This is a genomic window from Raoultibacter timonensis (genome assembly GCF_900240215.1).
Lineage (GTDB): Bacteria > Actinomycetota > Coriobacteriia > Coriobacteriales > Eggerthellaceae > Raoultibacter > Raoultibacter timonensis.
In genome coordinates, this window is the sequence record NZ_LT964679.1 from 858,271 (window position 1) to 883,268 (window position 24,998).

Annotated in this window: 24 protein-coding genes; 22 read left to right on the forward strand and 2 right to left on the reverse strand. The window is 61.0% G+C overall.

Features of this window, described 5'->3' with window-relative positions; genetic code table 11:
• Nucleotides 1-147: 147 nt before the first annotated feature.
• The 17 genes from lepA (at nt 148) to recO (ending at nt 18,849) form a co-directional block, all read left to right on the forward strand.
• A complete protein-coding gene (gene lepA, locus C1722_RS03730; protein WP_102378053.1) occupies nt 148-1,953 on the forward strand; it encodes a translation elongation factor 4 in 1,806 nt (601 codons plus the stop codon).
• 74 nt (nt 1,954-2,027) lie between these two features.
• Nucleotides 2,028-2,219, forward strand: a complete 192-nt coding sequence (locus tag C1722_RS03735; protein WP_102378054.1) for a hypothetical protein — start codon at nt 2,028-2,030, stop codon at nt 2,217-2,219.
• Between the two features lie 61 nt (nt 2,220-2,280).
• Entirely contained in the window at nt 2,281-2,817 is a 537-nt protein-coding gene (locus tag C1722_RS03740; RefSeq protein WP_102378055.1) for a nitroreductase family protein, read from the forward strand.
• Between the two features lie 14 nt (nt 2,818-2,831).
• Complete coding sequence (gene dusB / locus C1722_RS03745; protein ID WP_244902432.1) at nt 2,832-3,842, forward strand: tRNA dihydrouridine synthase DusB; 1,011 nt, start codon at nt 2,832-2,834, stop codon at nt 3,840-3,842.
• Nucleotides 3,826-4,935: a radical SAM family heme chaperone HemW gene (gene hemW, locus C1722_RS03750; protein ID WP_102378056.1), complete on the forward strand. Its 1,110-nt coding sequence runs from the start codon at nt 3,826-3,828 to the stop codon at nt 4,933-4,935. Before dusB ends, hemW begins: the two co-directional genes overlap by 17 nt.
• Before the next feature lie 167 nt (nt 4,936-5,102).
• Entirely contained in the window at nt 5,103-6,110 is a 1,008-nt protein-coding gene (gene hrcA, locus C1722_RS03755) for a heat-inducible transcriptional repressor HrcA (RefSeq protein ID WP_180995027.1), read from the forward strand.
• A 28-nt stretch (nt 6,111-6,138) separates the two neighbouring features.
• Complete coding sequence (gene dnaJ, locus C1722_RS03760; protein ID WP_102378058.1) at nt 6,139-7,266, forward strand: molecular chaperone DnaJ; 1,128 nt, start codon at nt 6,139-6,141, stop codon at nt 7,264-7,266.
• Between the two features lie 12 nt (nt 7,267-7,278).
• Entirely contained in the window at nt 7,279-8,061 is a 783-nt protein-coding gene (locus C1722_RS03765) for an RsmE family RNA methyltransferase (RefSeq protein WP_102378059.1), read from the forward strand.
• Nucleotides 8,058-9,368: a MiaB/RimO family radical SAM methylthiotransferase gene (locus C1722_RS03770; RefSeq protein WP_102378060.1), complete on the forward strand. Its 1,311-nt coding sequence runs from the start codon at nt 8,058-8,060 to the stop codon at nt 9,366-9,368. The genes C1722_RS03765 and C1722_RS03770 overlap by 4 nt, the downstream gene beginning before the upstream one ends.
• Before the next feature lie 245 nt (nt 9,369-9,613).
• Nucleotides 9,614-12,364 carry a hypothetical protein gene (locus C1722_RS03775; protein WP_102378061.1) on the forward strand — a complete coding sequence of 917 codons (2,751 nt, stop codon included), beginning with the start codon at nt 9,614-9,616 and terminating at the stop codon, nt 12,362-12,364.
• A 121-nt stretch (nt 12,365-12,485) separates the two neighbouring features.
• Nucleotides 12,486-13,442, forward strand: coding sequence for a PhoH family protein (locus tag C1722_RS03780; protein ID WP_102378062.1), 957 nt, complete (start codon nt 12,486-12,488; stop codon nt 13,440-13,442).
• Between the two features lie 3 nt (nt 13,443-13,445).
• Nucleotides 13,446-13,955, forward strand: a complete 510-nt coding sequence (gene ybeY / locus C1722_RS03785; RefSeq protein ID WP_102378063.1) for an rRNA maturation RNase YbeY — start codon at nt 13,446-13,448, stop codon at nt 13,953-13,955.
• 19 nt (nt 13,956-13,974) lie between these two features.
• Entirely contained in the window at nt 13,975-14,394 is a 420-nt protein-coding gene (locus C1722_RS03790) for a diacylglycerol kinase family protein (protein WP_244902433.1), read from the forward strand.
• An 8-nt stretch (nt 14,395-14,402) separates the two neighbouring features.
• Nucleotides 14,403-15,329 (forward strand): GTPase Era, encoded by a 927-nt coding sequence (era, locus tag C1722_RS03795; RefSeq protein ID WP_102378065.1) that lies wholly within the window; start codon nt 14,403-14,405, stop codon nt 15,327-15,329.
• A 4-nt stretch (nt 15,330-15,333) separates the two neighbouring features.
• Entirely contained in the window at nt 15,334-16,467 is a 1,134-nt protein-coding gene (locus tag C1722_RS03800; RefSeq protein WP_102378066.1) for a C39 family peptidase, read from the forward strand.
• A 177-nt stretch (nt 16,468-16,644) separates the two neighbouring features.
• Complete coding sequence (locus C1722_RS03805; RefSeq protein WP_102378067.1) at nt 16,645-18,069, forward strand: PASTA domain-containing protein; 1,425 nt, start codon at nt 16,645-16,647, stop codon at nt 18,067-18,069.
• A gap of 6 nt (nt 18,070-18,075) precedes the next feature.
• Nucleotides 18,076-18,849, forward strand: coding sequence for a DNA repair protein RecO (gene recO / locus C1722_RS03810; RefSeq protein WP_102378068.1), 774 nt, complete (start codon nt 18,076-18,078; stop codon nt 18,847-18,849).
• Between the two features lie 17 nt (nt 18,850-18,866).
• Here the strand turns inward: recO and C1722_RS03815 are convergent, their stop codons facing one another.
• Both C1722_RS03815 and C1722_RS03820 read right to left on the reverse strand, forming a co-directional pair.
• Nucleotides 18,867-19,112 (reverse strand): TIGR03905 family TSCPD domain-containing protein, encoded by a 246-nt coding sequence (locus C1722_RS03815; RefSeq protein ID WP_102378069.1) that lies wholly within the window; start codon nt 19,110-19,112, stop codon nt 18,867-18,869.
• Nucleotides 19,113-19,148: 36 nt separating this feature from the next.
• Complete coding sequence (locus C1722_RS03820) at nt 19,149-19,667, reverse strand: C39 family peptidase (RefSeq protein WP_244902434.1); 519 nt, start codon at nt 19,665-19,667, stop codon at nt 19,149-19,151.
• A gap of 366 nt (nt 19,668-20,033) precedes the next feature.
• Here C1722_RS03820 and C1722_RS03830 point away from each other — a divergent pair, with 366 nt between their 5' ends.
• From C1722_RS03830 to rpsO, 5 genes are all read left to right on the forward strand, one after another.
• Nucleotides 20,034-20,729, forward strand: coding sequence for a response regulator transcription factor (locus tag C1722_RS03830; protein WP_102378072.1), 696 nt, complete (start codon nt 20,034-20,036; stop codon nt 20,727-20,729).
• A gap of 9 nt (nt 20,730-20,738) precedes the next feature.
• Entirely contained in the window at nt 20,739-21,869 is a 1,131-nt protein-coding gene (locus C1722_RS03835; RefSeq protein WP_102378073.1) for a sensor histidine kinase, read from the forward strand.
• Between the two features lie 115 nt (nt 21,870-21,984).
• Entirely contained in the window at nt 21,985-22,254 is a 270-nt protein-coding gene (locus C1722_RS03840) for an ATP-binding protein (protein WP_180995028.1), read from the forward strand.
• 217 nt (nt 22,255-22,471) lie between these two features.
• Entirely contained in the window at nt 22,472-24,523 is a 2,052-nt protein-coding gene (locus C1722_RS03845) for a transporter substrate-binding domain-containing diguanylate cyclase (protein WP_180995029.1), read from the forward strand.
• Between the two features lie 178 nt (nt 24,524-24,701).
• Nucleotides 24,702-24,989, forward strand: coding sequence for a 30S ribosomal protein S15 (gene rpsO, locus C1722_RS03850; protein WP_102378075.1), 288 nt, complete (start codon nt 24,702-24,704; stop codon nt 24,987-24,989).
• The last annotated feature ends 9 nt before the right edge of the window (nt 24,990-24,998 follow it).

The following is a 24,998-nucleotide window of genomic DNA, read 5'->3' on the forward strand; positions in this document are numbered from 1 at the left end:
AAGCTGCAGGGGAATTCGGGAAAACCGACGCACATGCAAACCGCTCTCTTGCGGGCAGGCGATCCTCGGCTATCATAGAAAGCCACCGAAAACCGCGCCGCGGCGGGCATGCGCCCATCCGGCTTGCTCATGCACGAAAGACAGGTTATGACCCAAGACCCGAAATACATCCGTAATTTTTCGATCATCGCGCACATCGATCACGGAAAATCGACGCTCTCCGATCGCATCCTCGAGTTGACGGGTACGGTTTCGTCGCGCGACATGAAGGAACAGGTCCTCGACTCGATGGATATCGAACGCGAACGCGGCATCACGATCAAGAGCCAAGCCGTTCGCGTCGACTACCGCGCCGATGACGGCGAGCTTTACCAGTTCAACCTCATCGACACGCCCGGCCATGTCGATTTCACCTACGAGGTGTCGCGTTCGCTTGCGGCCTGCGAGGGCGCGGTGCTCGTCGTCGATGCGACCCAGGGCGTCGAGGCCCAGACGGTTGCCAACGCGATGATGGCCATGAATGCCGATCTGGAGATCATCCCGCTCATCAACAAGATCGACCTTCCCGCAGCGGAGCCCGAGCGGGTGAAGCAGGAGATCGAAGACGGTCTCGCCATACCCGCCGACGATGCGGTGCTCGCGAGCGGCAAAACGGGCGCAGGCGTGCACGACCTCCTCGAAGCGGTCGTGTACGACATCCCCGCTCCCGAGGGCGATCCGTCCGCGCCGCTGCGCGCCCTCATCTTCGATTCGTACTTCGATGCGTACCGGGGCGTTGTGGCGCTCGTGCGCGTGGTGGACGGGTCCATGAAGAAGGGCGATCGCATCCACATGATGGCAACCGGCATCGATGCGCTCGTTGAAGAGGTCGGCGCCCGGCGTCCCGCCGAAACCCCTATGCCCGAGCTTTCGGTGGGCGAGGTGGGCTATCTCGTGACGGGGCTTAAAGACGTTTCCCATGTAAAGGTGGGCGATACCATCACGAACGCGGCGGGCGGCGTGAGCGAACCGCTTCCGGGCTATCGCGAAGTGAAGCCGATGGTGTTCACGGGTCTGTTTCCCATCGAGGGCGACCAGTACGAACCGCTCAAGGAGGCGCTCGAGAAGCTTTCGCTCAACGATCCGGCGCTTATCTGGGAACCCGAGAAATCGCACGCGCTCGGCTTCGGCTTCCGCGTGGGCTTTTTGGGGCTTTTACACATGGAGGTCATCAAGGAGCGCTTGGAGCGCGAGTTCGGCCTCGATCTTCTTGCGACGGCGCCCTCGGTCGAGTACCACGTGTACAGGCAGGGCGGCGAGATGATCTCGCTCCATTCGCCGCAGGAGATGCCGGATCCGGGCGAGATCGAGCGGATCGAAGAGCCGTACCTCAAGGCGAAGATACTCATCCCGCCCGACTACGTGGGCGCGGTCATGGATTTGACGGTGGCGCGCCGCGGTACGTTCGTCACGATGAACTACCTGTCGACGACAACGGTCGAGATGCTGTGGGAGATACCGCTTTCCGAACTCATCATGGATTACTTCGACAAGCTCAAGTCGAACACGAAGGGATACGCGAGTCTCGATTACGAGTTCGACGGCTATAAGCCCTCGAAGCTTGTGAAGCTCGACATCCTGCTTTCGGGCAAGCCGATCGATGCGCTTTCGTTCATCGTGCACCGGGACAAGGCTTACGATCGCGGACGCATCCTCACCGAACGACTCAAGGAGATCATTCCGCGCCAGATGTTCGAAGTTCCGATTCAGGCCGCTATCGGAGGCAGGGTGCTTGCGCGCGAGACGGTGAAGGCGAAGCGCAAGGATGTGCTCGCAAAGTGCTACGGCGGCGACATCTCCCGCAAGCGCAAGCTGCTCGAAAAGCAGAAAGCCGGAAAGAAGCGCATGAAGAACATCGGCAATGTGGAGGTTCCGCAAGAGGCTTTTATGGCTATTCTGAAGGTGGACGACTAGGGGACCGTGTTCGGGTAAACTGGAAGTTGCGGCTCGAGCGGGAGCTGTTCGACTGGATATGAAAAGCGATTGGTATGGCTAGGAACCGAAAAGAAGACTACGATTGGCTCGACGATCCGTTCGACGAGCGGAAGAACCAGAAACCGCAAGGCGGCTGCTCGGGCATCGCTCTCGTCGCGATGATCCTCGTCGTCGTGCTCGTTGTGGTCTTGGGCTTCGTCGTCATCGGAAGCTTGGGAGCCATTGGCGACGTGTACACCGGGTAGCAGGGATCCTGCGCCATGAGGGGTTCGGCGCTGAGCGCCGAGCCTGCATTGGAGTTGCATCATGAAAACGAACGGCACGATCGAAACAATCTTGAAAAGGCGCTCGGTCAGATCGTTTGACGAACGTCCGATACCCCACGAGGAGCTCGAAACCATCGCCCTGTGCGCAAAGCATGCCCCATCGGCGAACAACCGGCAAGAGTGGGTGTTCGTATTCGTGGAAGACCGGGGCAGAATCGCACAGCTCGCGAGCGTCATGGGCGAGGCGATGGGACGGGAATCCTACACCATGTACGCTCCGCAGGCGCTTGTCGTCGTCGCCCATAAAAAGGGCGTGCCGTTCGGCCGTGAGGACGACGGTTGCGCCATGGAGAACATCATGCTCGCTGCGGCGAGCTTCGACATCGGCAGCGTGTGGATCAACCAGCTGCAGGGGATCTGCGACGAGCCGGAAGTGCGCGCGTGCCTCGACGCGCTCGGAGTGCCGGCCGACTACGAGGTGCACGGAATGGCGGCTCTCGGGTATGCCGCATCCGAACCGGTTCATCTCGAGAGGACGAGTCCGGTGGTGTGGGTCGGTCCGGATGCCGATGCGTAAAGTTTGAGAACCGCGTGAAAACGAACGATGCCCTGAGACCGTTCTTCGAAGAGCGGCGCGTATTGCTCGCCCCCATGGCGGGCGTTTCCGATACGGCGTTTCGCACCCTGTGCCGCGAGCAGGGCGCCGATGTCACCTATACCGAAATGGTGTCGGCCAAAGGGCTTTCGTATGCGAACGAAAAGACGCGCCGTTTGCTCGATCTGGCGGGCGGCGAGGATATCGTCGCCGTGCAGCTGTTCGGCCACGAACCCGATGTCATGGCCCGGGAGGCCGCATGGATCGAGGGCGAGCTGGGCGAGCGCCTCGCATACCTCGACATCAATATGGGCTGTCCCGCCCGAAAAATCGTTTCGAAAGGCGACGGCAGCAAGCTCATGACCACGCCCGATCTCGCCCGCGAAATCATCGAGCGGGTTGTCGATGCGGTTTCGGTCCCGGTTACCTGCAAGTTCAGGAGGGGATACGCCGTCGGCGAGGAACTTGCGGTTCCGTTCGCCGTCATGGCCGAGCGGGCTGGTGCGGCGGCGGTCGCCGTGCACGGACGCTATGCGATGCAGTACTACAGCGGAAGCGCCGATTGGGATACGATTGCCGAAGTGAAGCGCGCCGTAGCGATTCCCGTCATCGGAAACGGCGACGTGAGAAGCGGCGACGACGCGCTCGCTATGGTGAAGAAGACCTGCTGCGATGCGGTGATGGTCGCCCGAGGCGCTGAGGGAAACCCCTGGGTGTTCGCCGACGTGAAAGCTGCGCTGGCGGGCTCCGATCGGCCGAAGGCACCGAGCTGGGAAGATCGGCTCGCCATGGCCCATCGTCACGCCGATCTGCTCGATCGGCGAGGCGGAAAGAACATCGCGCGCATGAGAAAGCACGCCATGTGGTACCTAGCAGGGCTTCCGCACGCGTCGGTTGCCCGCAAGGAGATCAATTCCTGCCAAACGCTTGCGGATTTCGATCGCGTACTCGAAGCGCTGCGGCTGGCGATCGAGAAGGGATGCGAAGACCATGTACGACCCGTATAAGGCGCTCTACCTGCATATCCCATTTTGCAAGCAGCGGTGCGCGTACTGCGATTTCGCAACGCGGGCTGCAGATTGCGACGATCCCGCGATCGCCGACTACGTTGACGAGCTCGTGCTCGAGATCAGGCGCGCTTCGCGCGAGGGAAAGCTCGGCAGCATCGAGACCGTATACATCGGGGGCGGAACGCCGAGCCATATCGGCATGGGCAACCTCTCGAAGCTCCTGTACACGCTTTCGACCTCGCTACATCTGACGCCCGAGGTGGAGTGCACGATGGAGGCGAACCCCGAGAGCCTGACCGAGCCCATGGTGAAGGACCTGTGGGCGCTCGGGGTGAACAGGCTCTCGATCGGCGTGCAGAGCTTCGACGACGATCTGCTGAGGAAGCTCGGGCGCGTACACGATGCGGAAACCGCGAAGCGGGCCATCGCCTGCGCTCAGACGCGGTTCGAGAACGTGAGCATCGATCTCATGTGCGGAATTCCCGGGCAGAGCCACGAGAGTTTCGCGGCGGATCTGGCGTGCGCCATCGAAGCGGGCGTTGCCCATGTGAGCGTGTACCCGCTGACGGTCGAAGAGAACACGCTGCTCGAAACCCTCGTGGAGTCGGGCGCTCTCGAAGCGCCGGTTGAAGACGTGCAGGCTATCATGATGGAAACCGCGCTGCGCGTACTCGATCCGGCAGGCTATGCGCGCTACGAGGTCGCAAGCTACGCGAAACCCGGATTCGAATGCCGCCACAACATCGCCTATTGGACGGGGAAGCCCTATCTCGGCTTCGGCACGTCGGCCGTCACCATGACCCAGAACGAAGCGCGGCGCATGCGCGTTCAGGATGGGCAGGTCATCGACGATCTCGACAGGAGGCAGATGTGCGCCGAGGACCTCATGCTCGGCATGCGCATGGTGCAAGGGGTGAGCGACGAGCAGGTTGGGGCTGCGGCGCTTCTGCTGCCCGAGTCGTTGACCGTTTTCCGCGGGCTTGTCGAGGCGGGGCTCGCCGAACGCCGCGAAGGGCGCTACCTTCCCACGGTTATGGGGTGGCTGTGCGGCAACGAGTTGTACGGGCGCATCTTCGATATGGCTCCGTAAGCCGCCGGTCCGTTGCGGGCGGCGATCGGCTCCCGACCGTAGGGACCGTCTCTGTGGTGCTTACGTCAAGATACCGATAAAACGCAAGAATGATTAGCACTCCTTGGGCGAGGCTGCTAAAATACGTGGTTGGCTTCGTATGGGATCGAACGGAAGGAAGGCGAGCGGTGCTCTCTGACAGACGGCAACGGGTTTTGAGCGCTCTTATCGAAGAATACGTTGCCCGGGCGCTCCCGGTCGGATCGCGCACGCTTGTCGAGCGGTACAAGCTGGGCGTGAGTCCTGCAACGGTGCGCAACGAGCTTTCGGTGCTCGAAGACGCCGGTTATATCGTGCAGCCCCACACGTCGGCAGGGCGCATTCCGACCGACGTCGGGTATCGTGCGTTCGTCGACGAGCTGCTCGAAAGCGGGCTTGCAACCGATGAGCTTCCCTACAGCGATACGGTCGAGGAGCTGAAGAGGAACGCAAGCGAGCTCGACGATCTGATCGAGCGCACATCGGTTGCGCTGACGCGTTTGACCGATTGCCTCTCCATCGTTTTAGCGCCTTCGGTGCTCGCTCTGCACATCCGCCAGATTTCGCTCATCTCGCTTTCGGTCCATCGTGCTTTGGTGGTGCTCGTAACCGAGGACGGCCAGGTTCTCAACCGCTCCGTCGAGTTCTCGGAAGAAGTCTCCTCCGACGATCTGGCAGCCGTGCAGAACCTCTTGAACGACGTATTCGCGGGAAGATCGCTTACGGAGGTCAGGGATCGCATCGATCTCGAGGCAGCCGAGGCGTTGGGCGATCCGCTGGTGAGGCTCGTGCTCGAAGAGGTCATGTACTGCCTGCAGGAAAGCGATACGGGGCGCGCCTATCGCATCGGCGTGAGCACGCTCTTGCGACAACCCGAGTTCAGCCACGCCCAAGCGCTCCTTCCCATCATGCAGATCCTCGAAGACGACGCGGTGCTGCTTCACGTGTTCGACGATGCGACGGCGGGTATCGGGCCGATCGTGCGGATCGGGCACGAGAACAACGACGAGGCTCTTTCCGGCGTTTCGGTCGTTGCAACCCAGTACGGTCGCGGCGAGGCTGCAGGCGTCGTTGCGGTGATCGGACCGACGCGCATGGATTATTCAAAGGTCATCAAAGCGGTCAGGCTCGCGCAGAGCGCGTTGCAGGACAGCTGATTGTAGATTGTAGAAAGGTATCCGAGCAATGGCCAAAGACCTCTACGAGGTGCTCGGCGTCTCGAAAAACGCCAGCGAAGACGAGATCAAGAAAGCGTTCCGCAAACAGGCGAGGGAGCTTCACCCCGATGTGAACAAGGCTCCCGACGCAGAGGACCGTTTCAAGGAGCTCAACGAGGCATACGATGTCTTGAGCGATCCGAACAAGCGGGCCCAATACGATAGGTTCGGGACGATTCCCGGCGCGGCAGGCGGCGGAGGCGGATCCCAGTACGTCGATTTCGAGGACCTGTTCGGCGGAGGCTTCGGCATGGGGGATCTTTTCAGCTCGTTCTTCGGCGGTGCCGGAAACCATGCCGTCACGCGCAAAGAGGGCCGCGATATGGGCGTGGGTCTCAGGCTGACGCTCGAAGAGGTGGCCGCCGGTGCTAAGAAGGAGATCGTCTACGACCGTTTGGCGCCCTGTCCCGATTGCGATGGAACGGGTCTCGGACCCGACGGCAAAGAGGTTACGTGTCCCGATTGCCAGGGCAGGGGCCGCGTCGTCACCGTGCAGCATACGTTCTTGGGCGACATGCAGACCGCGCAAACCTGCAAGACCTGCGGGGGCACCGGCACCACCATCGACAACCCCTGCCCCGAGTGCGAGGGCCAGGGGCGCGTTCCCGATCGGCAACGCGTCACCGTCGAGGTTCCCGTGGGCATACGCGACAGCCAACAGCTGCGCATATCCGGATTCGGGGAGGCGGGCATGCAGGGAGCTGTGGCGGGAGACCTCATCGTCACCTGCCGCATCCAACCCCACGAGTTCTTCGAGCGCGAGGGCGACAACCTCCATGCCCGAGCGAACATATCCATCGTGCAGGCGACGCTCGGAGCGGAAATCGAAATAGACGGCATCTTCGACGACGAGGTCGTCAAGGTGCGCATTCCCGAGGGGTGCCAGAACGAGCAGGTGGTCCGCGTACGCGGGTTCGGCATGCCGCGCTTCAAGAGCGATAACCGCGGCGATATGTACGTGCACGTCAACGTGGTGATCCCCAAGAAAGTGACGAAGAAGCAGCGGGAGCTGCTCGAAAAGCTCGCCGAGGAGATGGGCGACGACGTGGCCGAGGAGCGCACACCGCTCCAGAAGCTTCGCGACGTGTTCAACTAAAGGCGAACGCGCATGTCGCTTCCTCATTTCTATCTCGACAACCAGGTTCTCGCGGACGAGGCGGACGAGGTATTCCTCTTGCGCCTCGCCGAAGACGACGCGAAGCATGCGCGGGTGCTCAGGCTCGCACCCGGTGAGCACATTGCCGTGATCGACGCTGCGCAGGACTACTTCGAATGCGAGATCGTCTCGTTCGACCGCGATGCGTGCTGCGTGCGCATCGCGCAGAAAATCGAGAGTGAAAGCAACGGGGCGACGGTGGTGCTCGTTCAGGGGATCGCGAAAGGCGATAAGATGGACGGGATCATCCGCCACGCGACCGAGATCGGCGTAGCGGGATTCGTTCCGTTTTCCTGCGAGCGCTCCATCGTGAAGCTCGATGCGAAGAAGGCCGCATCGCGTACGGCTCGCTGGCGCGCCATCGCGAAGAGCGCTGCCATGCAGTCGGGTCAAACGCGCGTCCCCGAGGTCTTGGAGCCGACGGGCCTTGCTGGCGTGCGCGAGATGGCGGGGAATGCGACAGCCGTGCTCGTCTGCTGGGAGGAGGAGCGAAGCACCTCGATTCGCCGCGCTCTCTGCGAGGCGATGAGGGGGCGGACCCTTGGACCCGAAGGCGCTCGCGTGCTCGTGGTCGTCGGACCGGAAGGCGGCCTTTGCGAAACCGAGGTGAAAGCGATCTGCGGTGAAAACCGATTCGCGTCTACGGTCAGCCTCGGCGCCTCCATCCTCAGAACGGAAACCGCCGGGCTCATCGCGCCCGCTCTCGTACTGTACGAACTCGGCGGCCTTCAATGAGGTACTCGATTGTCAACCTCGGGTGCAAGGTGAATCGGGTCGAATCGGACGATCTGGCCGTTTCCCTCGAAAAGCTCGGCATGGAGCCGTGGAGTCGCCGTCATGGCGAGGGAGGCCACGCGGCCGAAGCCTCTGGAGGCGGCTTGCTCGGCGAAAGCACGGGTGCCGATCTCGTCATCGTGAACACCTGCACCGTTACCGGCGAGGCGGAAAAGAAAACGAGGAAGGCCGTTCGACGCGCGCTGCGCGAACATCCTCGGGCTTCCGTGGTGGTAACGGGGTGTGCGGCCGCTATCGACGCCGAAGCGTTTCGCGCGCTCGACGGGAGGGTGGTTGTCGCGGGGAAGCGCGAGCTCGCCGAAGCGACGCGGCAAGCCGATAGGCTGATGGAGCTCATCCCGCCTCTTCGGAGCAGTTTTCGCGCCATGCCGCCGCGCGTCGACGGGCGGGGCGAAGACCCGATCTCGGTTCTGCGCGTTGGAAGAGGGTTCCCGACGCGTGTGGGGATCAAGGTCCAGGACGGGTGCGACAACGCCTGTACGTACTGCATCGTGCACGTTGCGCGGGGAAGGGCTTGGAGCCGTCCTGCCGACGAGGTGGTCGAAGAGTATCGGCGCTATACCGAGGCGGGGGTTCGGGAGATCGTGCTTTCGGGCATCAACATCGGAACCTATCGCGAAGAAGGCCTTGATTTGGCTGACCTGCTCGAAAGGCTGCTCGGGGCGTCGAGCGAAGCACGCATCCGCATATCGAGCATTGAACCACGCGACGTTTCAGAGCGGCTGATCGATTTGATGGCGCGGTCGGACGGCAGGATCGCCCGTCACCTTCACCTGCCTCTGCAGGCGGGCAGCTCCCGCGTTCTGCGGGGGATGGCGCGTCCGTATTCGGCCGAGCGGTATGTCGATCTCGTGGACCGTTTGTACGCGGCCATGCCGTCGCTTTCCCTTTCGACCGACATCATCGTCGGGTTCCCCGGCGAAAGCGACGACGACTTTGCGGAGACCCTCGCCATGGCGCGGCGTTGCCGGTTCTCGAAGATCCACGTGTTCCCGTATTCGAAACGGGAGGGAACCCCTGCAGCGATCAGGAGCGATCAGGTTCCCCCGAACGTGAAGGCGCTCCGTGCGGCGGCGTTGTCCGAGCTCGGCGACCGCTTGCGAAACGCCGCATACGAGGTTCGGCGAGGATCCGTCGAATGCGTGCTCGTCGAAACGAACGGCAAGGGCATGACTGAGAGCTATTTCGAGATCGACGTTGCCGCCGAGCTATCGCCAGGCGAGCTTGTCGAGCTTCGGCTTCCCTGACGGATTGCGCGAAGCTTTCGGCCGCATCCTGGATTGCTTGAGAAACCGTTTCGGCCGAACACGCGCGCAGGTGCTTCGGTCGGTCGTGCGCACATGCCCCCGACGAAAACAAACGATGAGATAACGGTCCAACTCTTTTGTCGAAATCTGTGGATTGCTCTAAACGAATGGTTTAATATAATAAAAATACTTAGCATTGCCAGATTGGCGAAAACGTAGGGGCACATCGTAGAAGGAACAAGGCTATGCTGCATCGTGTTCGCACCTTTGGATCGTGTGCGCTTTCAATCATTCTCGTCATGTCGCTGACATCGATCCTCTCGGGTTTCTCGGCTCAAGCCGAAGAAGCTCCCCTGTCTCGGGACGAATTCGGAAACACATCGATGGAGGAACCCTTTGGCGGTGAGCCCGAAACCGCTCAAGAGGAAGGATCGGTAGACGAAGGCACCCCGGACGCCGTCTTCGGCGATCCCGCTACCGCCGAAGACGAAGAAGCCGTTGACGGGATCGGCAACGGCATCGACGACTCCAGTTCGGAACCTCTTGAAACGGAAACGGCAACTGCTTCCATGCAAACCGATGGGGTGCAGTCCGATCGGGGCATCCTGATCGATGGCTCGACCCTGTACGCCAACGGTGTTGCCGTAACGATAAAGAGGGATTCCGATGGAAAACTCTACGTTTTCGACGAGAGCGGAACCGAGAAGCTCACGCCGGCGTTGAGTAGCCTGAGCACGGTTTACGGCGGCGGGAAGAACACCCCGGTTGACGGAGATACGAACATCAGGATAGGGGGAGTGAAAATCGGCACCGTATACGGGGGAGGGTACTCCGACGGATCGGGTTCGGCCGATGTTTCGGGGAATGCCACCGTGACGATTACGGGAAACGTCGATGCGGGAACGGTGCACGGGGGCGGATATGCGAATGCGTACAAGGGAGACGCTTCGGCAAACGTAGCGGGGGCTGCGTCGGTTGTCGTTTCGGCAACGCCGACGGGAAATCACGGAAATCTCTACGGAGGAGGATCGGCGTTCTCGCAGAAGGGCTACAACGCCTCTGCTTCGGTCGGATCGACGTATACCAGTGTTGCAGGACGAACGTACTCGCTTCGCGGTGGCGGCAGCGCGGAACTCGCAAGCGGCGCTACGGGTAGTGCGACGGCGGATGTTCGAGGGCATATCGAGGTTCAGTGCACCGACGTTGATGTACGCGAGGTTTACGGGGCGGGTTATGCGAACGGGGTCAATACGAGCGCAACCGCGGATTCCGTTTCGGTAGTGGTCGATGGCGACGAAGCGATGTCGGTTCAAGGTGGCGGATCGGCTCATTCGGGTGGCATGGCCGATGTGTTCGGCCATGCGGCGGTTGAGATAAAGAACTGCAGCAATCTATACGGTTATTTTTTTGGCGGCGGGGAGGCGTACAACGGCGGTGCGGCCCGTGCTGGTTCGGCGAGCGTAACCGTCCGCGATTCCGCGTATCCCGTTAGCACGCAATTCGGCAGCTATGTTGCGGGTGCGACGTTTGCCGGGGGAAATGCGCAAGGTGCCGGAGCGGATGCTTCGATCTCGGGTACCGTATCGGTTGCGATGAGCGATTGCGTTGGGGGAGGAAACATCTACGGGAGCGGAGATGCCGGTTCGGGCGGTAATGCACGCGTCTTAGATTCACGCGTTGCGCTACGCAACGTTTCGAATACGATGTACGACGACGTTTGGTTTTCGAGCGTGCTGTACGCTGGCGGCGAGACAGACGATGTTGCCGCCTCGCCGGTGGAACCGAATTCCGTTTCGGTGCCGATCGAGGCATCGTGGGTGGAACAGCTTGCAGGAGGCGTGCTCGTCGGAGAAAAAATCGTGCCGATCGTCGGCAAGAGCGCTATCGACATCGTCGGATCGGCGAACGAGATCCAACTGTTCGCCTGTTTCGATACCGCGTCGATTTCTTCGCCTCTGCACATCGACTCGTTCGTCGGAAAGGCGCCTGGGAACCCGGTTAAACTATCGATTTCGGGAATCGCCGAAGGGGAGCCGGCGGTCGTATGCAAGGACGAGGTATCGCAATCGAACTGGTTTTCTCGCGTAGGAGGAAGCCTCAAGCACGCTGTTGAAGAAATCGACGGGTACCGGTCTTCGGTTTGGCGCGTGGGAGACGAGGTGCCTCCCGGTCCAGGAGCGATTGAGACGGTCGTCCCGGAGGAGCCCGGCATGCCGTCGGTTTCGGTCGAAAACGTTGCGGGGTTGGCCGATCGGCTGCTCACCGACGAAGATCGAAACGCCATGGAGCAAGGTTCGCTCATCGGCTTCTCCCTTCACGTTGCGATGCTCGAGGAGGTTCCGTCCGAGGTTGCGGCGGTTGTCGATCAAGCTTTTGCGGAGCATGGATGCACGTTGGCGTATCATCTCGACATCGATCTCGTCAAGTCGGTCGACGGTGTTGAATCATCCGTTTCGTCGGTACAGCAAACGGGATCTCGATTGCGTTTCTGCCTCGAGATTCCCCAAGAGGCAATTGCCGAAAACCGCACGTTTTCCGTCATGCGGTTCCATAAACTGGATGACGGGGGCATCGAAGTGACGGAGCTTCAGGATCTCGACGGCGACCCCGCTACGATCACATTCGAGACGGATCGGTTCTCGGTGTATTCGCTTGTGTACGGGGATCCGGAACCGATCGATCCCGATGACCCCCATAATCCCGGGGGAGATTCGGGCGGCGGAGACAATCCTGAAAGCCCCGATGGTAATCCGGAGAATCCCGATAGCCGCCCATCGGGGACAACGGGGGAACCGGATGGTCAAGACGATCCGAAGCCGCTTCCGCAAACCGATGCGGGTTCTGTAAAACGCGCGTACGAAACGATGCGGTTCCCGACGACGGGCGATCCTGTCGGCGACGCCGCCTTGGCGGGAGTCGGCATGGCCGTTTGTGCTGCGCTGATCGTCGCATCGGCGCACCTTCGCCGGCGCTCGACGCGGGGCGGGCGCAGATAGGTTTGAATCGATTGCGCGCAGCAAGCATCGGCGGTCCCGGTCGATCGGGACCGCCGTTTTTGTGCGGTGTCGGTTTGGTTACGTCACCATGCGTTTTATGGGCGCATGGTACAATGGCGATATGACAGATCAAACGCAAATTACCCTCACCGCCCCCGACAACGTGAGCATGGTCCAGATCGTCGGGCAGGCCGACGAGCTGCTCCATGCCATCCAGGATGCCTTCGGTGCCCGCATCACCGTAAGGGGTACGACTATCGAGCTTTCGGGCGATCCGCTCGAAGTGCAGTCCCTGACGGCGCTGTTCTCGGATATGATCAAGATGGTCGAGAGCGGCAACGAGCCGACGCTCGAGTACGTGCGCCACGCCATCGATCTGCTCCATACGGCGGAGTTCGCCCCGCAGGCGCTGCGCGAGGACATTCTGCTCACGTATCGCGGGCGCGCCATACGCCCGAAGACCGCCGGGCAGAAGCGCTACGTCGACGCGATTCGGGAAAACACGATCACGTTCGGCATCGGCCCTGCGGGAACCGGGAAAACCTATCTTGCCATGGCCATGGCCGTTGCCGCGCTCAAGCGCAAGGAGGTCGGCCGCATCATTCTCACCCGTCCCGTGGTGGAGGCCGGCGAGAGCCTCGGGTTTCTGCCCGGCACGCTCACCGAGAAGGTGGATCCCTACATCAGGCCCCTCTACGACGCGCTGTTCGACATGACCGACATGGAGAAGGCGAACCAGCTCATCGAGGGAGGCGTCATCGAGATCGCCCCCTTGGCGTTCATGCGCGGGCGCACGCTCAACGACAGCTTCATCATTCTCGACGAGGCGCAAAACACCACGCCCGAGCAGATGAAGATGTTCTTAACGCGGCTCGGATTCGGTTCGAAGATGGTCGTGACGGGCGATGTCACGCAGCTCGATCTGCCGCGTGGCGTTTCGGGGCTCAAAAACGTACGCGCGATCCTCGAAGGTCTCAACGACATCTCGTTTTGCGATTTCACCGGCAAAGACGTGGTGCGCCATTCGCTCGTGGCCGCCATCGTCGCCGCGTACGATTCTGCTGAAAGGAAGCGGTAAACCATGGATGTACAGATCGATTACCAGCATCGCAAGGAAGAGCTCGAGGCGCTGCCGATCGAGGGCCTTGCCGTATTCGTGCTCAATCACGAGGGAAAGCCGTTCAATACCGAGGTCTCGATCAGCTTCGTCACCGACGAGGCGATCGCCGAGCTCAACAAGCGCTACCGCGGAAAAGAGGGTCCGACCGATGTGCTGTCGTTCGAATGCGACGGCCCTGACGAAGATCTTTCGGCCATGTTCGGCGTCGAGGAGGCGGTGCTGACGCTCGGCGACGTGGTCATCGCGCCCGATGTGGCTATCCGCCAGACGGCGGAATTCGGAACGACGTTCGAAGAGGAGATAAGCTTGCTGCTCGTGCACGGGCTGCTCCACCTCTGCGGATACGATCATGTGGAGGACGACGAGGCCGAGCGCATGGAATCGCTCGAGGCTGAGATCCTCGAAGCGTGGACGAAGCGCAGAGCTTCGGTAAGCGCGACGGGGAATGCGGGTTCTGCTCCGGTCCAATAGAACAGCAAAGGTCGAGAGCATGGGAGATGGGCGCAAGCGGTTTGTCCGCAACGCGAAGGATAAGCAGGTCGGCGAGCGTTTTTCGCTCGGCCGGGCCTTTTCGTGCGCGGCGTGCGGCATAGCCCATGCGTTCAATACGCAGCGCAACATGAAGATACACCTTGCGGTGGCCTTGCTTGCCGCTATCCTCGGCATCGCGTTGGGAATCGAGCCCTGGGGATGGACGGCCATCGCCGTCTGCATCGTTGTCGTGTTCGCGTTCGAGTGCATGAACACGGCGATCGAGGCAGCGGTCGATCTCGTTTCGCCTGCGTATTCGGAGCTCGCCAAGCACGCAAAAGACTGCGCCGCCGGTGCGGTCCTCGTCTGCGCGATCGGATCGGTCATCGTTGCGGCAATCGTATTCGTTCCGCCCGTCATGGCTTTGATGGGTTTCTAGGAGGTTACATGGATGAAAAACTCGAACACGACGGCGAATCCTCGTTCAGATCGGGTTTCGTGACACTGGTCGGAAGGCCGAACGCCGGTAAGTCGACGCTCATCAACGCCGTGATGGGAAAGAAGATCGCCATAACGTCCAATACGGCGCAGACGACCCGCCATCGGTTCAGGGCCGTGCTCACGCGTCCCGGGTTCCAGCTCGTCATGGTGGATACGCCCGGGCTTCACAAGCCCCATGATGCGCTTGGAGAGGAGCTCAACACGTCAGCCTTGAAGGCGCTCGAAGACGTCGATGTCGTCGCCATGCTCATCGACGCCTCGAAGCCGATCGGAACGGGCGACGAATGGGTCGCAGGGCATGTGAGGGGCGCGAAAGCGAAGCGCATCCTCGTCATCACCAAGACCGACCTTGCGAGCGCCGACGAGATCGAGAAGCAAAGGCTTGCAGCCGAGTCTTTGGCCGATTGGGACGGCGTCGTGGAAGTGTCTGCGGAAACGGGGAGCAACGTCGAGGCGTTCGTCGACCTTGCCGAGAGCTTCTTGCCCGCCGGGCCCAAATGGTTTCCCGACGATATGGATACCGACCAATCGCTCGAAGTCATCATTGCGGAGTTCATCAGGGAGAAGATCCTGAGGAGCTTTCGCGAGGAGATACCGCATGCGATCGGCGTCGTAACCGACGAGCTCGAATACGTGCGGGCCAAGGACATGTACAGGATATTCGCGGTCGTGTACGTCGAGCGCGAGAGCCAGAAGGGCATGATAATCGGGAAGGGCGGCTCGGCCATCAAGCAGGTGGGCACGCAAGCCCGCGAAGATCTCGAGCAGCTGCTCGGATGCAAGGTGTTTCTCGACCTTACGGTAAAGGTGAAGAAGAACTGGAGGCGCGATCTTACCCAGATACGGCGCTTCGGGTACGGCGAAGGATTGTGAGCCTATGGCGAACCGGGTGCCCAACGATGCCGAGGAAGCGCGCAGGCGCGCGCGGGAGCGGCTTGCTGCCCGTCAGGAACGACGGGCTGTAGAGGAGGGCAAACGGCCTGCGAAAGGCAGTCGCCGCGAGCGGTCGGAAAGCCGTGGGACGCGGCGGGCCGAGCAAAGCGAAAAGGATGAACCCCAAGGCGGGTCGGGCGTTGCGGGAGCGCTCGGCGGGGCGGTGCGGGGGTTTGTCGGGGCCGTAGGACTCAGGCGCATCGCCATTGTCCTCGGTGCGATTCTCGTTTCCGCCCTTCTCGTGTTCGGCATTGCGAGCCTCGCTCACAGCTGCTCGGCAGAACAGACCCCCGAGCCCGACGAGTCCGTGCAAGACGAGGGGCAGGGCGGCGAACCCGAGCCGGTCAGCATCCCCGAAGGCCTCGATGCCGAGCTTACCGGCAGGCTCGAGACGGCGGCGGCCGGCAACAGCGATATCGCTTGGATAGCGAACCATGCGAACGATTATGCGGTGGACGGCGATGTCGTGCAATACAAGCTGCTCAAACTTGCCGTGGACGAACCGGAAGCGGTTGCGTTCGTGCGGGGGTTCCCCGAATTCTACCCCGCTGACGGGGGGGACCCCTACGAGGATGAGATCGCAGACTCGTCGGTTCCCCGGCTGTACCAATGGGATCCGCGATGGGGCTATACCGTCTACTCTTCGACCACGTTCGCGTTGACCGGCTGCTGCCCGACCTCGCTATCCATGGTGTACATGGGGTTGACCGGCAAAACCGACATAACTCCCTACGACATGGGTTTGCGCGCTCAAAACGGCGGGTATATGACCCAGTACGACGGCACCGACGGAGCGTTTCTCGTCAACGAGGCGGCAAGCCTCGGCCTGTCGTGCACCGAGATCGGGGTGAGCTCCGATGCTCTGCGGGAAACGCTCGAGGGCGGCAACGTGGTGATATGCAACGTCGGCCCCGGGGATTTCACGGAAGGCGGACACTATTTCGTCATCACCGGCATCGCCGACGACGGCGCCGTTTCGGTGAACGATCCGTATTCGGCAGAACGCTCCTCGAAGACCTGGGACATCGATCAGGTTATCGGCCAGACCAAGGCGCTGTACTCCTACGCGCTTGCTTAAGGTTTCGCAGGACGACGTTTCGCTATCCTGAACAGCACGCGTAAATTCAACGAGGCCGATTCGGTCCGATAATCGTGGCGTTTTTCTAGCCGCAGGCCAAATGCTTGTTTCCCCCGTACGCAAGCGTAGCCGTTTCGGCTACAATACTCCCGAGTAAATTGAAAAGGGAGCCGATGCATGATTTGTCCAAAATGCAGCTTTGAAAACATACCAGGGGCCAAGTTCTGCAGCGAATGCGGGTCGCCGCTTACCGATAGCGGCAAGATCGCCGGTTTGTCCGTCGAGCCCGAAAAGCATGCCGATTCGCCGCGAGGCGACCTCGACACGTCTAAGATACCCGACATCAGAATCCCCGGCGTCAACGCCGACGAGACGGACGCCTCCGTCGGCCAGGGCGTGCTCGATCAATCCGGGGAAGATGGGTTCGACTTCGATCCCATCGACGATGAAGAGGAACCCGAGTACGGCGACTGGGGCCCCTACGCCTACGATCCCGATAGCGATGGCACGACGAAGCGAATCCAGGATACGAGGGGAATCGACGAGTTTCTCGTCGAGCCCGGCTACACGCCGCCCGCGCCCGCGTGGAAAACGGGCGATACGATGGAAATGCCCAAGGTGGAAGGCGGCGCCACGCCTCAGAAAAAGGAATTCAAGGCTCCCGACGCCGAAAAGAAGAAGGGTGGCAAGGGAAGGTTCGTGATCATCGGGCTGATCGTCGTCTTAGTCGCGTGCGCTGCTGCGGCAGGCATCACGTATTCCATGGAGCTTTGGGGCGGCAAAACGGTGCCCAACGTCGAGGGCATGCAAAAACAGCAGGCCATCGACGAGCTCGAGGCGCTTGGGTTCACGGTCCGGACGACCGAAGTGAAGTCCGACGATGCGGCGGATACGGTTCTTCTCATGGATCCGAACGCAGGCAGCCGCATGGAAGAGGGCACTGAAGTCGTTTTGCACCTTGCGGTGAACAGAGCCGTTCCCAGCGTGGTGGGCATGACCCAAGAGGAAGCAGCCGGTGCGTTTGAGGCCGAGGGGCTCGAAAACATCGAGTACGTAACGGAAAAGTCGAACGAAGCGGAGGGCACGGTTCTCTCCGTCGATCCCGAAGCGGGAGCCAAGGCCCTGTCGAATCAGAAGATCACCGTGACGGTGGCCGAAGCCTATATCGTGCCCGACGTTGCGGGCATGTCGGAATCCGAGGCGCTCGCCGCCCTCGCCGATGCCGGGTACTCCGGATACTCCACGTACGTATACGCCGAAAACCCCGAGGGAACCGCGATCGGAACCGATCCCGAAGCGGGCAGCAAAATCGCCTCGGGCACCGATGTCGGCGTGATGATCGCCAAGTCGCGGGCGAACGAGGTCATCGCCCTCACGAACGATTACCTCGGCAGCGCGGGAACCGTGACGATCGGAGGAACCACCTACGAGATCGTTTCGGTGGACGGGTCGACAACGTACAAGGGCGATAACACCACGGAAACATCGGTGACCGTGCGGGCTATGACGACGCTCGACGGGGAAACCGTGTACGGATCGTCCAAGCAGCGCACGATCACGATCGTGTGGAGCAGCGAGAACACCGTAGAGAGCGTTTCGTAGCAGTCGATGGCGGCGGGAACCTACAGGGCGCGTGTCATCGTCTTGCGCAAGACGCGCCTTGGCGAGAGCGACCTGATCCTCACCATGCTCTCCGAAGACGGTTCGCAAATCAGAGCGGTGGCGAAAGGCGCCCGAAAGCCATCGAGCCAGTTCGCGTCGCGACTCGAGCTGTACGCGGTCGCCGAAGTGCTCCTTGCATCAGGCAGAAGCCTCGATATCGTGAAGGAAGCGCGTCTCGTGCGGGGTTTCAAGCGCATTCGCAGCAGCATGGAGCGTGCCGCGGGGGCGTCGGGCATGGCCGAGCTGCTCGATCGGGTAACGCAGCTCGGCTTGGAGAACGAGAAGCTGTTCGCTCTCACGGAATCGGCTTTCGAGCATCTTGACGGCGCGGAGATCAAGGCGGTACCGGCTCTCACGGCCGCCCACATTCTCAAGGCAATGGCGTTTTCGGGTTTTCGGCCGAGCCTTGCGACGTGCGTGTGCTGCGGCAAAGACGTGGACCTTGCGCAGGCGGGATCCACGATCTTCGTGTCCTACGCCGAGGGAGGATCTATCTGCGCCGCCTGCGCGCCCTCGAACGAGACGATACGCCTTCAATCCGAGGTATGCGCGTGGGCAAACGTTTTCCTCGTATCGACGTTCGATCGGATAGAGGCGTTCGACGTAGACCTCTCGACGTCGTTTTCGGTGCTCCAATTCTGCCAGAGCTGGGTTCGCGAACACGTCGGAGCCAACCTCAAATCGCTCCAGTTCTTCTTCACCAGCGGCTTGTTCGAATAGCGCGTGCAGCGGCGCTCTCAGGCGTTCTGCGCCAGCCTCAAACCCTTTACGAGCTGATCGACGCATGAGGTCGGTTTACGGCCGCACGTGTTTCCCTCGAAGAGTTCGGCTACCTCGTCGACGGTCATTCCTTCGACCACCTTGGAAATGGCCTTGAGGTTGCCGTTGCAACCTCCTTCGAAATCCACGTGCGAAACGATATCCCCGTCAAGTTCGATGTTGATTGCGCGCGGGCAGACGCCGCGAGGGGTGTAGGTGTACATGATGCTCCTTGGCCGAAATCGTCTTGAACGGCCTCATTATATAAGCGAGTAGCTCCACATGGCGCGGCATTGTCCGAGTACGGTATCGAAACTCCAGGATTTGGCGGTACGCTCGGGGCTGTTGGGGTCGCGGACGACGAGGTTGCTGTTCTGATCGATGTCGGTGATGACGATGAAGTGCCCTGTGGTCGTAAAGTCGCCGGGCCCCATGCTGCAGATGATGGGGCGTCCCGCAACGATCTCCCTGCGAATGCTCTGCTCGTCGGCGGGAACCTCGGTTGCGTTGAGCCCGAGCGCTCGGGCTCCCTCCGTCATGAACAGCCATGCGGTCCCGTCGGGCCCCGCGTAACCGCCGTCCGTTGCCAGCGCCGCCATGGCGGCTGGATCCTTGTCGGTCGCGCCCGTGAGCGCTGCATACACCATTGCCATGCAGGTGGGGCCGCAGCCGCTTTCGGAGAAGCTGTTTTCGGCGTAGCGGACGTTCGCCCAATCGGGATCGGTTTGGTACAGGGCGGGCACGGTGCCCTTCTTCCACTCGGATTTCGGTGTGCTCAACGCCGATCCCGGATCGTTTTTGCCAGCCGCATCGGCAACGGGATGGTTTCCTTGGATGGCCTGCAGGGAGAACCAGCCCGCAAAGCCGACGGCGGCTACGAGCAGCAGGGCGGTGAAGGCCGTTGTTATCGAGCGCGCGGAAGAGCGGTGCGTTTGTTGGGGGTAATGCTGGGGAAACGGTTGAGCCGGGCGGATGGGGGCCGCGTTGCGCCCGGCNCCCGGTCACGTTCGCTGCGAACGGGCCCCTATCGAGTATCGCCATCAGGGCTCGATTCGTCCTAGAAGAAGCAGTAACCGATTCCTTAAATTTTCCTTAATTGTTGTGTACGCAGCGATTTCGCGACCCCTTGACGGTACAATTGGGCCATGGAGCCACTTCAACACATATGCGTTTGCGATGACGAGGCGGCGATCGCCGATTTGGTCGGCAAGCTGCTCGCCGACGAGGGGTACCGCCCCTCGGTGTGCTATTCGGCCGCCCAGGTTCTCGAGCTGATGGAGCGAGACCGATTCGATCTCGTCATTCTCGACATCATGATGCCCGGTATCGACGGGTTCACCTGCTGTCGGGAGATCAGAAAGAAAAGCCAGGTGCCCGTCATCTTTCTTACGGCGAAAGACGAGGAGATCGACAAGGTGGTCGGTTTCGAGCTCGGCGCCGACGATTACGTCGTCAAGCCGTTCAAGCCGCGCGAGCTCATGGCGCGCGTGAAGGCGCGGTTGCGCAGATCGGCCGTCGAAGTGCCGAAGGCGAGCGCCTCGACGGTTCTCGAGGTCGGCGGAGTGAGCATCGACGAGGAATCGTATACCGCAAGCGTGCTCGGCGAGGAGCTGTCGCTTACCCCGAAGGAGTACGCGATACTGCTGTGCCTTGCGAAGCGCGCGGGTAGACCCGTGGCTTCAAGCGAGCTCTTCGAATCGGTGTGGGGCGAGGCGGCGAGCGTGCAGGGCAACAACACCGTTATGGTCCATATAAGGCACCTGCGAAAGAAGATCGCGCAGGTCGATTCGTCCCAGGAGTACATCGAAACGGTGTGGGGCGTCGGATACAAGCTCGGATAGGGTCTCCCGATGCCGGCGAAATACACCAACGACCAGACCAAGGCCTTGCGCCGCTCGATTCTCTGGAGGACGATTATCAACGCGGTGCTGTTCACCGTGGTGTTCGCCGCCGCGTTCCTCATCGTCGAGCTTCTGAAGCCGTCACTTTCGAACTTCGTGTTCTACAGCCTGCTCGGGGGCATGGATTATACGCTGTACAACGCGTTGTCGACGCTGTACTACCTCGGCGCGGCTCTCGGGTACCTCTTCGGCATCATCCTGATCATCCGAGCGGGGATCAATCGGGCGCTCCGGTACTTCGATGCGCTCTTCGAGGCGGTCGGCGGCATGCTCACGCACGATGATGCCCCGATCGATCTTCCGTCCGAGCTTTCGACGACGGCGCTTGCCCTCAACAACATACAGGCGGAACGGGAGCGCAGCGAGCGGGCGGCGAAAGCGGCAGAGCAGCGCAAGAACGAACTGGTGGTCTATCTCGCCCACGACATAAAAACTCCTTTGACCTCCATCGTCGGATACCTGACGCTGCTCGCCGAATCGCCCGACATGCCCATCGAGACCCGGGCGCGCTACGCGAGCATCACGCTGGAAAAAGCCTATCGACTCGAAGAGCTCATAGAGGAATTCTTCGAGATCACGCGCTACAACCTGCAGACCATTCCGATCGAGCGAAGCCGCTTCGACGTGACCTTGTTCTGCCAGCAGGTGATCGACGAGTTCTACCCCCAGGCTGCGGCCCGCTCGCTTTCGATCGAGCTGGACGCCCCCGAGGAGCTTCCCACCTTCGCCGACGCGAACCGTCTGTCCCGCGTGTTCAACAACGTGCTGAAAAACGCGCTCGCCTACGCCGACGAGGGAAGCACGGTCGACGTGCACGTGGGGGAGAGCGTGATCGGGACGACGAACTGGCTCAAGATCATGGTCGTCAACAGGGGCCGGGAGATTACGCCCGAACATCTCGATCGCATATTCGAGAAGTTCTACCGCGGCGACGATGCGCGCACGACTTCATCGGGCGGTGCGGGGCTCGGGCTGGCCATCGCGCGGGAAATAGCGCGGGCGCATGGCGGCGACATCACCGCAGCGAGCGAAAACGGCATGACGAGTTTCGCCATCTGGATTCCGCAGGCGGGCTTCTAGGGGGCGCTGTCGGGTGTTCGCGGGGGGCAACTTCTGGTACGCCCGGAGCGCCTTGCCCTGCTGTCCTGAAAAAATGATCAACACCACAACATCATAGGCNGGAAGCACGGTCGACGTGCACGTGGGGGAGAGCGTGATCGGGACGACGAACTGGCTCAAGATCATGGTCGTCAACAGGGGCCGGGAGATTACGCCCGAACATCTCGATCGCATATTCGAGAAGTTCTACCGCGGCGACGATGCGCGCACGACTTCATCGGGCGGTGCGGGGCTCGGGCTGGCCATCGCGCGGGAAATAGCGCGGGCGCATGGCGGCGACATCACCGCAGCGAGCGAAAACGGCATGACGAGTTTCGCCATCTGGATTCCGCAGGCGGGCTTCTAGGCGGCGCTGTCGGTTTTTCGCGTGGTGCAACTTCTGGTACGCCCGAAGCGCCTTGCCCTGCTATACTGAAACAATGATCAAAACAATAACATATAGGGCTGCGCGGAGAACCGCGTTGCCCTGGTTCTTTTTTGTTTGCGCGCTTCTTTTTGTTGCGTTGGCGACGGCATCGGCTGCGTGCGGGATCGCCTTCGGAGACGAGGAGGACCGGGGTGCCGTGCAGCAAGGTGCGGCTGCGTCAGGGGAGCAGAGGGTCGTTCGCGTGGGGTTCCCGCAGCAGGAGGGCCTTTCTGAAATCCTCGCAGACGGAACGTACACGGGTTACACTTACGAGTACCTCGAACAGGTCTCGCAGTACACGGGGTGGCGCTACGAGTACGTGACGGTCGAAGGCAGTCTTGACGAGCAGCTCGGAGAGATGCTCGACATGCTCGAAGCGGGCGAGATCGACATGCTCGGCGCCATGTCGTACAGCGATGCGCTCGCCGAGATCTACGACTTTTCGGTCAAACCGTACGGCAACGGCCATACGGCGCTCTTTGCCGATAACGAGAACGCCATGATAACCGATACGAACATCTACCGGCTCGACCACCTGCGCGTTGCGACTAACGGGCCCGCTCCCGTAGCCACGGCGGAGCTCAAGGCGTTTTGCGCTATGAACAATATCGAGCTTGAGATCGTCGAATGCGACGGCCAGGAGAGCGCCGCGGAAGCGGTTTCGAGGGGGGAAGCGGATGTCGTGCTCGGCGTCGACCTCTCGCCGATCGAAGGCATGCATATCGTGACCACGTTCAAGCCGAAACCGTTCTACTTCGGGATAGCGAAGGGCAACGGCGATATCGCCGCCCAATTGAACGAGGCGATCGCGAGCCTCGAGAACGCCGACCCTCAGCTCCAAAGCGAGCTGTACGCAAAGTACATCGGGGGCAACGAGAATACGAGCGGCCTTTCAGCGGACATGGTTTCCTACCTTGAGCAAAAAGGCACGGTTCGGGTCGGGTACGTGCCGGGAGCGGCTCCGATTCAGGACACCGACGATGCCACAGGGGAGATGCGCGGTGCGAGCAGGGGGGTGCTCGACTACGTTTCCGAGTACACGGGGCTGTGCATCGAAACCATTGAGATTCCCGACGATATGGCTCCGGGCGATGCCATCGCAGCATACGACCTCGATATGGTTGCGGGCGTTCCCCATGACTTCGAGTACGCTCGCAATGAGAGCTTTCAGCTCGGTACGCCCTATCTCAAATCCCTTTCATGGCAAATCGTCAACTCGTCGGTCGATACGAGCGATCTGAGCGGTAAGCGCTTGGCGGTCACGAGGGATCGCGCGAGCGTCTACGATGAAGCGGACAACGTGGTCGTCTTCGATACGATGAAGGAATGCATCGACGCCATCGACGAGGGGAAGGCCGATTACACCAATACCGACGGGTACACGGCTCCCTATTACATGGCATCGCGGGAGTACCGCAACATCGCCGCGATTCTCGACGCGAGCATTTCGAACAGCGTATGCTTTGCGTTCCCGATATCTTCCGATCCTACGCTCTTGAAGATCGTAAACAAGGCGATAGAAAACATGCCGACCGGGGTCGTGAACACGAGCTTGTACGGCGAGGTCTCGCAAACCCAGAAGCTCACGCTCGAGCAGTTCGTTAAGGATTATGCGGTCGAAATCGTTCTCGTCGCTTTGCTGGTTGCGATGGTGATCATCGTGCTCGCCGTGCTGTACGCACGTGCCCGAGCCAGGGCGATGCGCATTGTCGAGGCGGAGAAGGACCGGCTCGAGATGCGTGTCGAACAGGATGATCTGACGGGTCTTTTGGCGGTCGGAACCTTTCGAGACAAGGCGCGCGCTCTTATCGAGGAGGGATGTGCGGGCGCCTTCTTCGTCATCGACATCGACGATTTCAAGCGCGTCAACGACACGAGGGGGCATCTCGAGGGCGATGCGGCGCTTATGGCCTTCGCGGAAGCGCTGCGCAAGACGTTTCGCCACGTCGACATCGTGGGCCGTCTCGGCGGCGACGAGTTCGCCGCCTGCGTAAGAGGCCCTCTTTCCGATGAGAGCGTCGAACTTCTGTGCGGTAGGCTTCTGGCGCACGTCAACGAGGCCGCAGGAGCGCTTGGCTACGAGCTCGGGGTGAGCATAGGCGTTGCGTTGATTCGCGGAAAGGAACGCTACGCCGATCTCTACGATCGCGCCGACAAGGCGATGTATCGGGCGAAGCGCAACGGCAAACACGGATTCGCCATCGGGTAGCCACCTTGTGTTCAGCCTGTGGACGTGCGCGTTCGCCCCAAACGCATTCTTGCCCCATCAGCGGAAAACCGATACACTATGCAGGTTGCCAAACGGCAGCCCGACTTCGCACTTGGTTTGCATGCCCACCTGCTTGCCTTCCCAGCGCGAAGCGAACGATTACCAGGAAAGGTGAAACATGGCTAACAAAGACAGTATCTCCAAGGAGCGTACCGCGGAACTCATCAAGGAATTCGGCAAGGACGAAAAGGATTCCGGCTCCGCCGAGGTTCAGGTCGCGATTCTCTCCGAGCGCATCCGCAACTTGACCGAGCACTTGAAAGAGCATAAGAAGGATCATCACACCCGCCGCGGTCTGATGATGCTCATCGGTAAGCGCCGCAGCCTCCTCAAGTACATCAAGAATCGCGATATCGAGGAATACCGTACTCTGATCAAGAAGCTCGGCATCCGCGACAACATCTAGTAAGCATGA

What these genes read in the sequence shown, in the direction of transcription:
- lepA (WP_102378053.1), top strand. Translation starts at nt 148, where the DNA reads ATGACCCAAGACCCGAAATACATCCGTAATTTTTCGATCATCGCGCAC.
- C1722_RS03735 (WP_102378054.1), top strand. Translation starts at nt 2,028, where the DNA reads ATGGCTAGGAACCGAAAAGAAGACTACGATTGGCTCGACGATCCGTTC.
- C1722_RS03740 (WP_102378055.1), top strand. Translation starts at nt 2,281, where the DNA reads ATGAAAACGAACGGCACGATCGAAACAATCTTGAAAAGGCGCTCGGTC.
- hemW (WP_102378056.1), top strand. Translation starts at nt 3,826, where the DNA reads ATGTACGACCCGTATAAGGCGCTCTACCTGCATATCCCATTTTGCAAG.
- dnaJ (WP_102378058.1), top strand. Translation starts at nt 6,139, where the DNA reads ATGGCCAAAGACCTCTACGAGGTGCTCGGCGTCTCGAAAAACGCCAGC.
- C1722_RS03765 (WP_102378059.1), top strand. Translation starts at nt 7,279, where the DNA reads ATGTCGCTTCCTCATTTCTATCTCGACAACCAGGTTCTCGCGGACGAG.
- C1722_RS03770 (WP_102378060.1), top strand. Translation starts at nt 8,058, where the DNA reads ATGAGGTACTCGATTGTCAACCTCGGGTGCAAGGTGAATCGGGTCGAA.
- C1722_RS03775 (WP_102378061.1), top strand. Translation starts at nt 9,614, where the DNA reads ATGCTGCATCGTGTTCGCACCTTTGGATCGTGTGCGCTTTCAATCATT.
- C1722_RS03780 (WP_102378062.1), top strand. Translation starts at nt 12,486, where the DNA reads ATGACAGATCAAACGCAAATTACCCTCACCGCCCCCGACAACGTGAGC.
- ybeY (WP_102378063.1), top strand. Translation starts at nt 13,446, where the DNA reads ATGGATGTACAGATCGATTACCAGCATCGCAAGGAAGAGCTCGAGGCG.
- C1722_RS03790 (WP_244902433.1), top strand. Translation starts at nt 13,975, where the DNA reads ATGGGAGATGGGCGCAAGCGGTTTGTCCGCAACGCGAAGGATAAGCAG.
- era (WP_102378065.1), top strand. Translation starts at nt 14,403, where the DNA reads ATGGATGAAAAACTCGAACACGACGGCGAATCCTCGTTCAGATCGGGT.
- C1722_RS03800 (WP_102378066.1), top strand. Translation starts at nt 15,334, where the DNA reads ATGGCGAACCGGGTGCCCAACGATGCCGAGGAAGCGCGCAGGCGCGCG.
- C1722_RS03805 (WP_102378067.1), top strand. Translation starts at nt 16,645, where the DNA reads ATGATTTGTCCAAAATGCAGCTTTGAAAACATACCAGGGGCCAAGTTC.
- recO (WP_102378068.1), top strand. Translation starts at nt 18,076, where the DNA reads ATGGCGGCGGGAACCTACAGGGCGCGTGTCATCGTCTTGCGCAAGACG.
- C1722_RS03815 (WP_102378069.1), bottom strand. Translation starts at nt 19,112, where the DNA reads ATGTACACCTACACCCCTCGCGGCGTCTGCCCGCGCGCAATCAACATC.
- C1722_RS03830 (WP_102378072.1), top strand. Translation starts at nt 20,034, where the DNA reads ATGGAGCCACTTCAACACATATGCGTTTGCGATGACGAGGCGGCGATC.
- C1722_RS03835 (WP_102378073.1), top strand. Translation starts at nt 20,739, where the DNA reads ATGCCGGCGAAATACACCAACGACCAGACCAAGGCCTTGCGCCGCTCG.
- rpsO (WP_102378075.1), top strand. Translation starts at nt 24,702, where the DNA reads ATGGCTAACAAAGACAGTATCTCCAAGGAGCGTACCGCGGAACTCATC.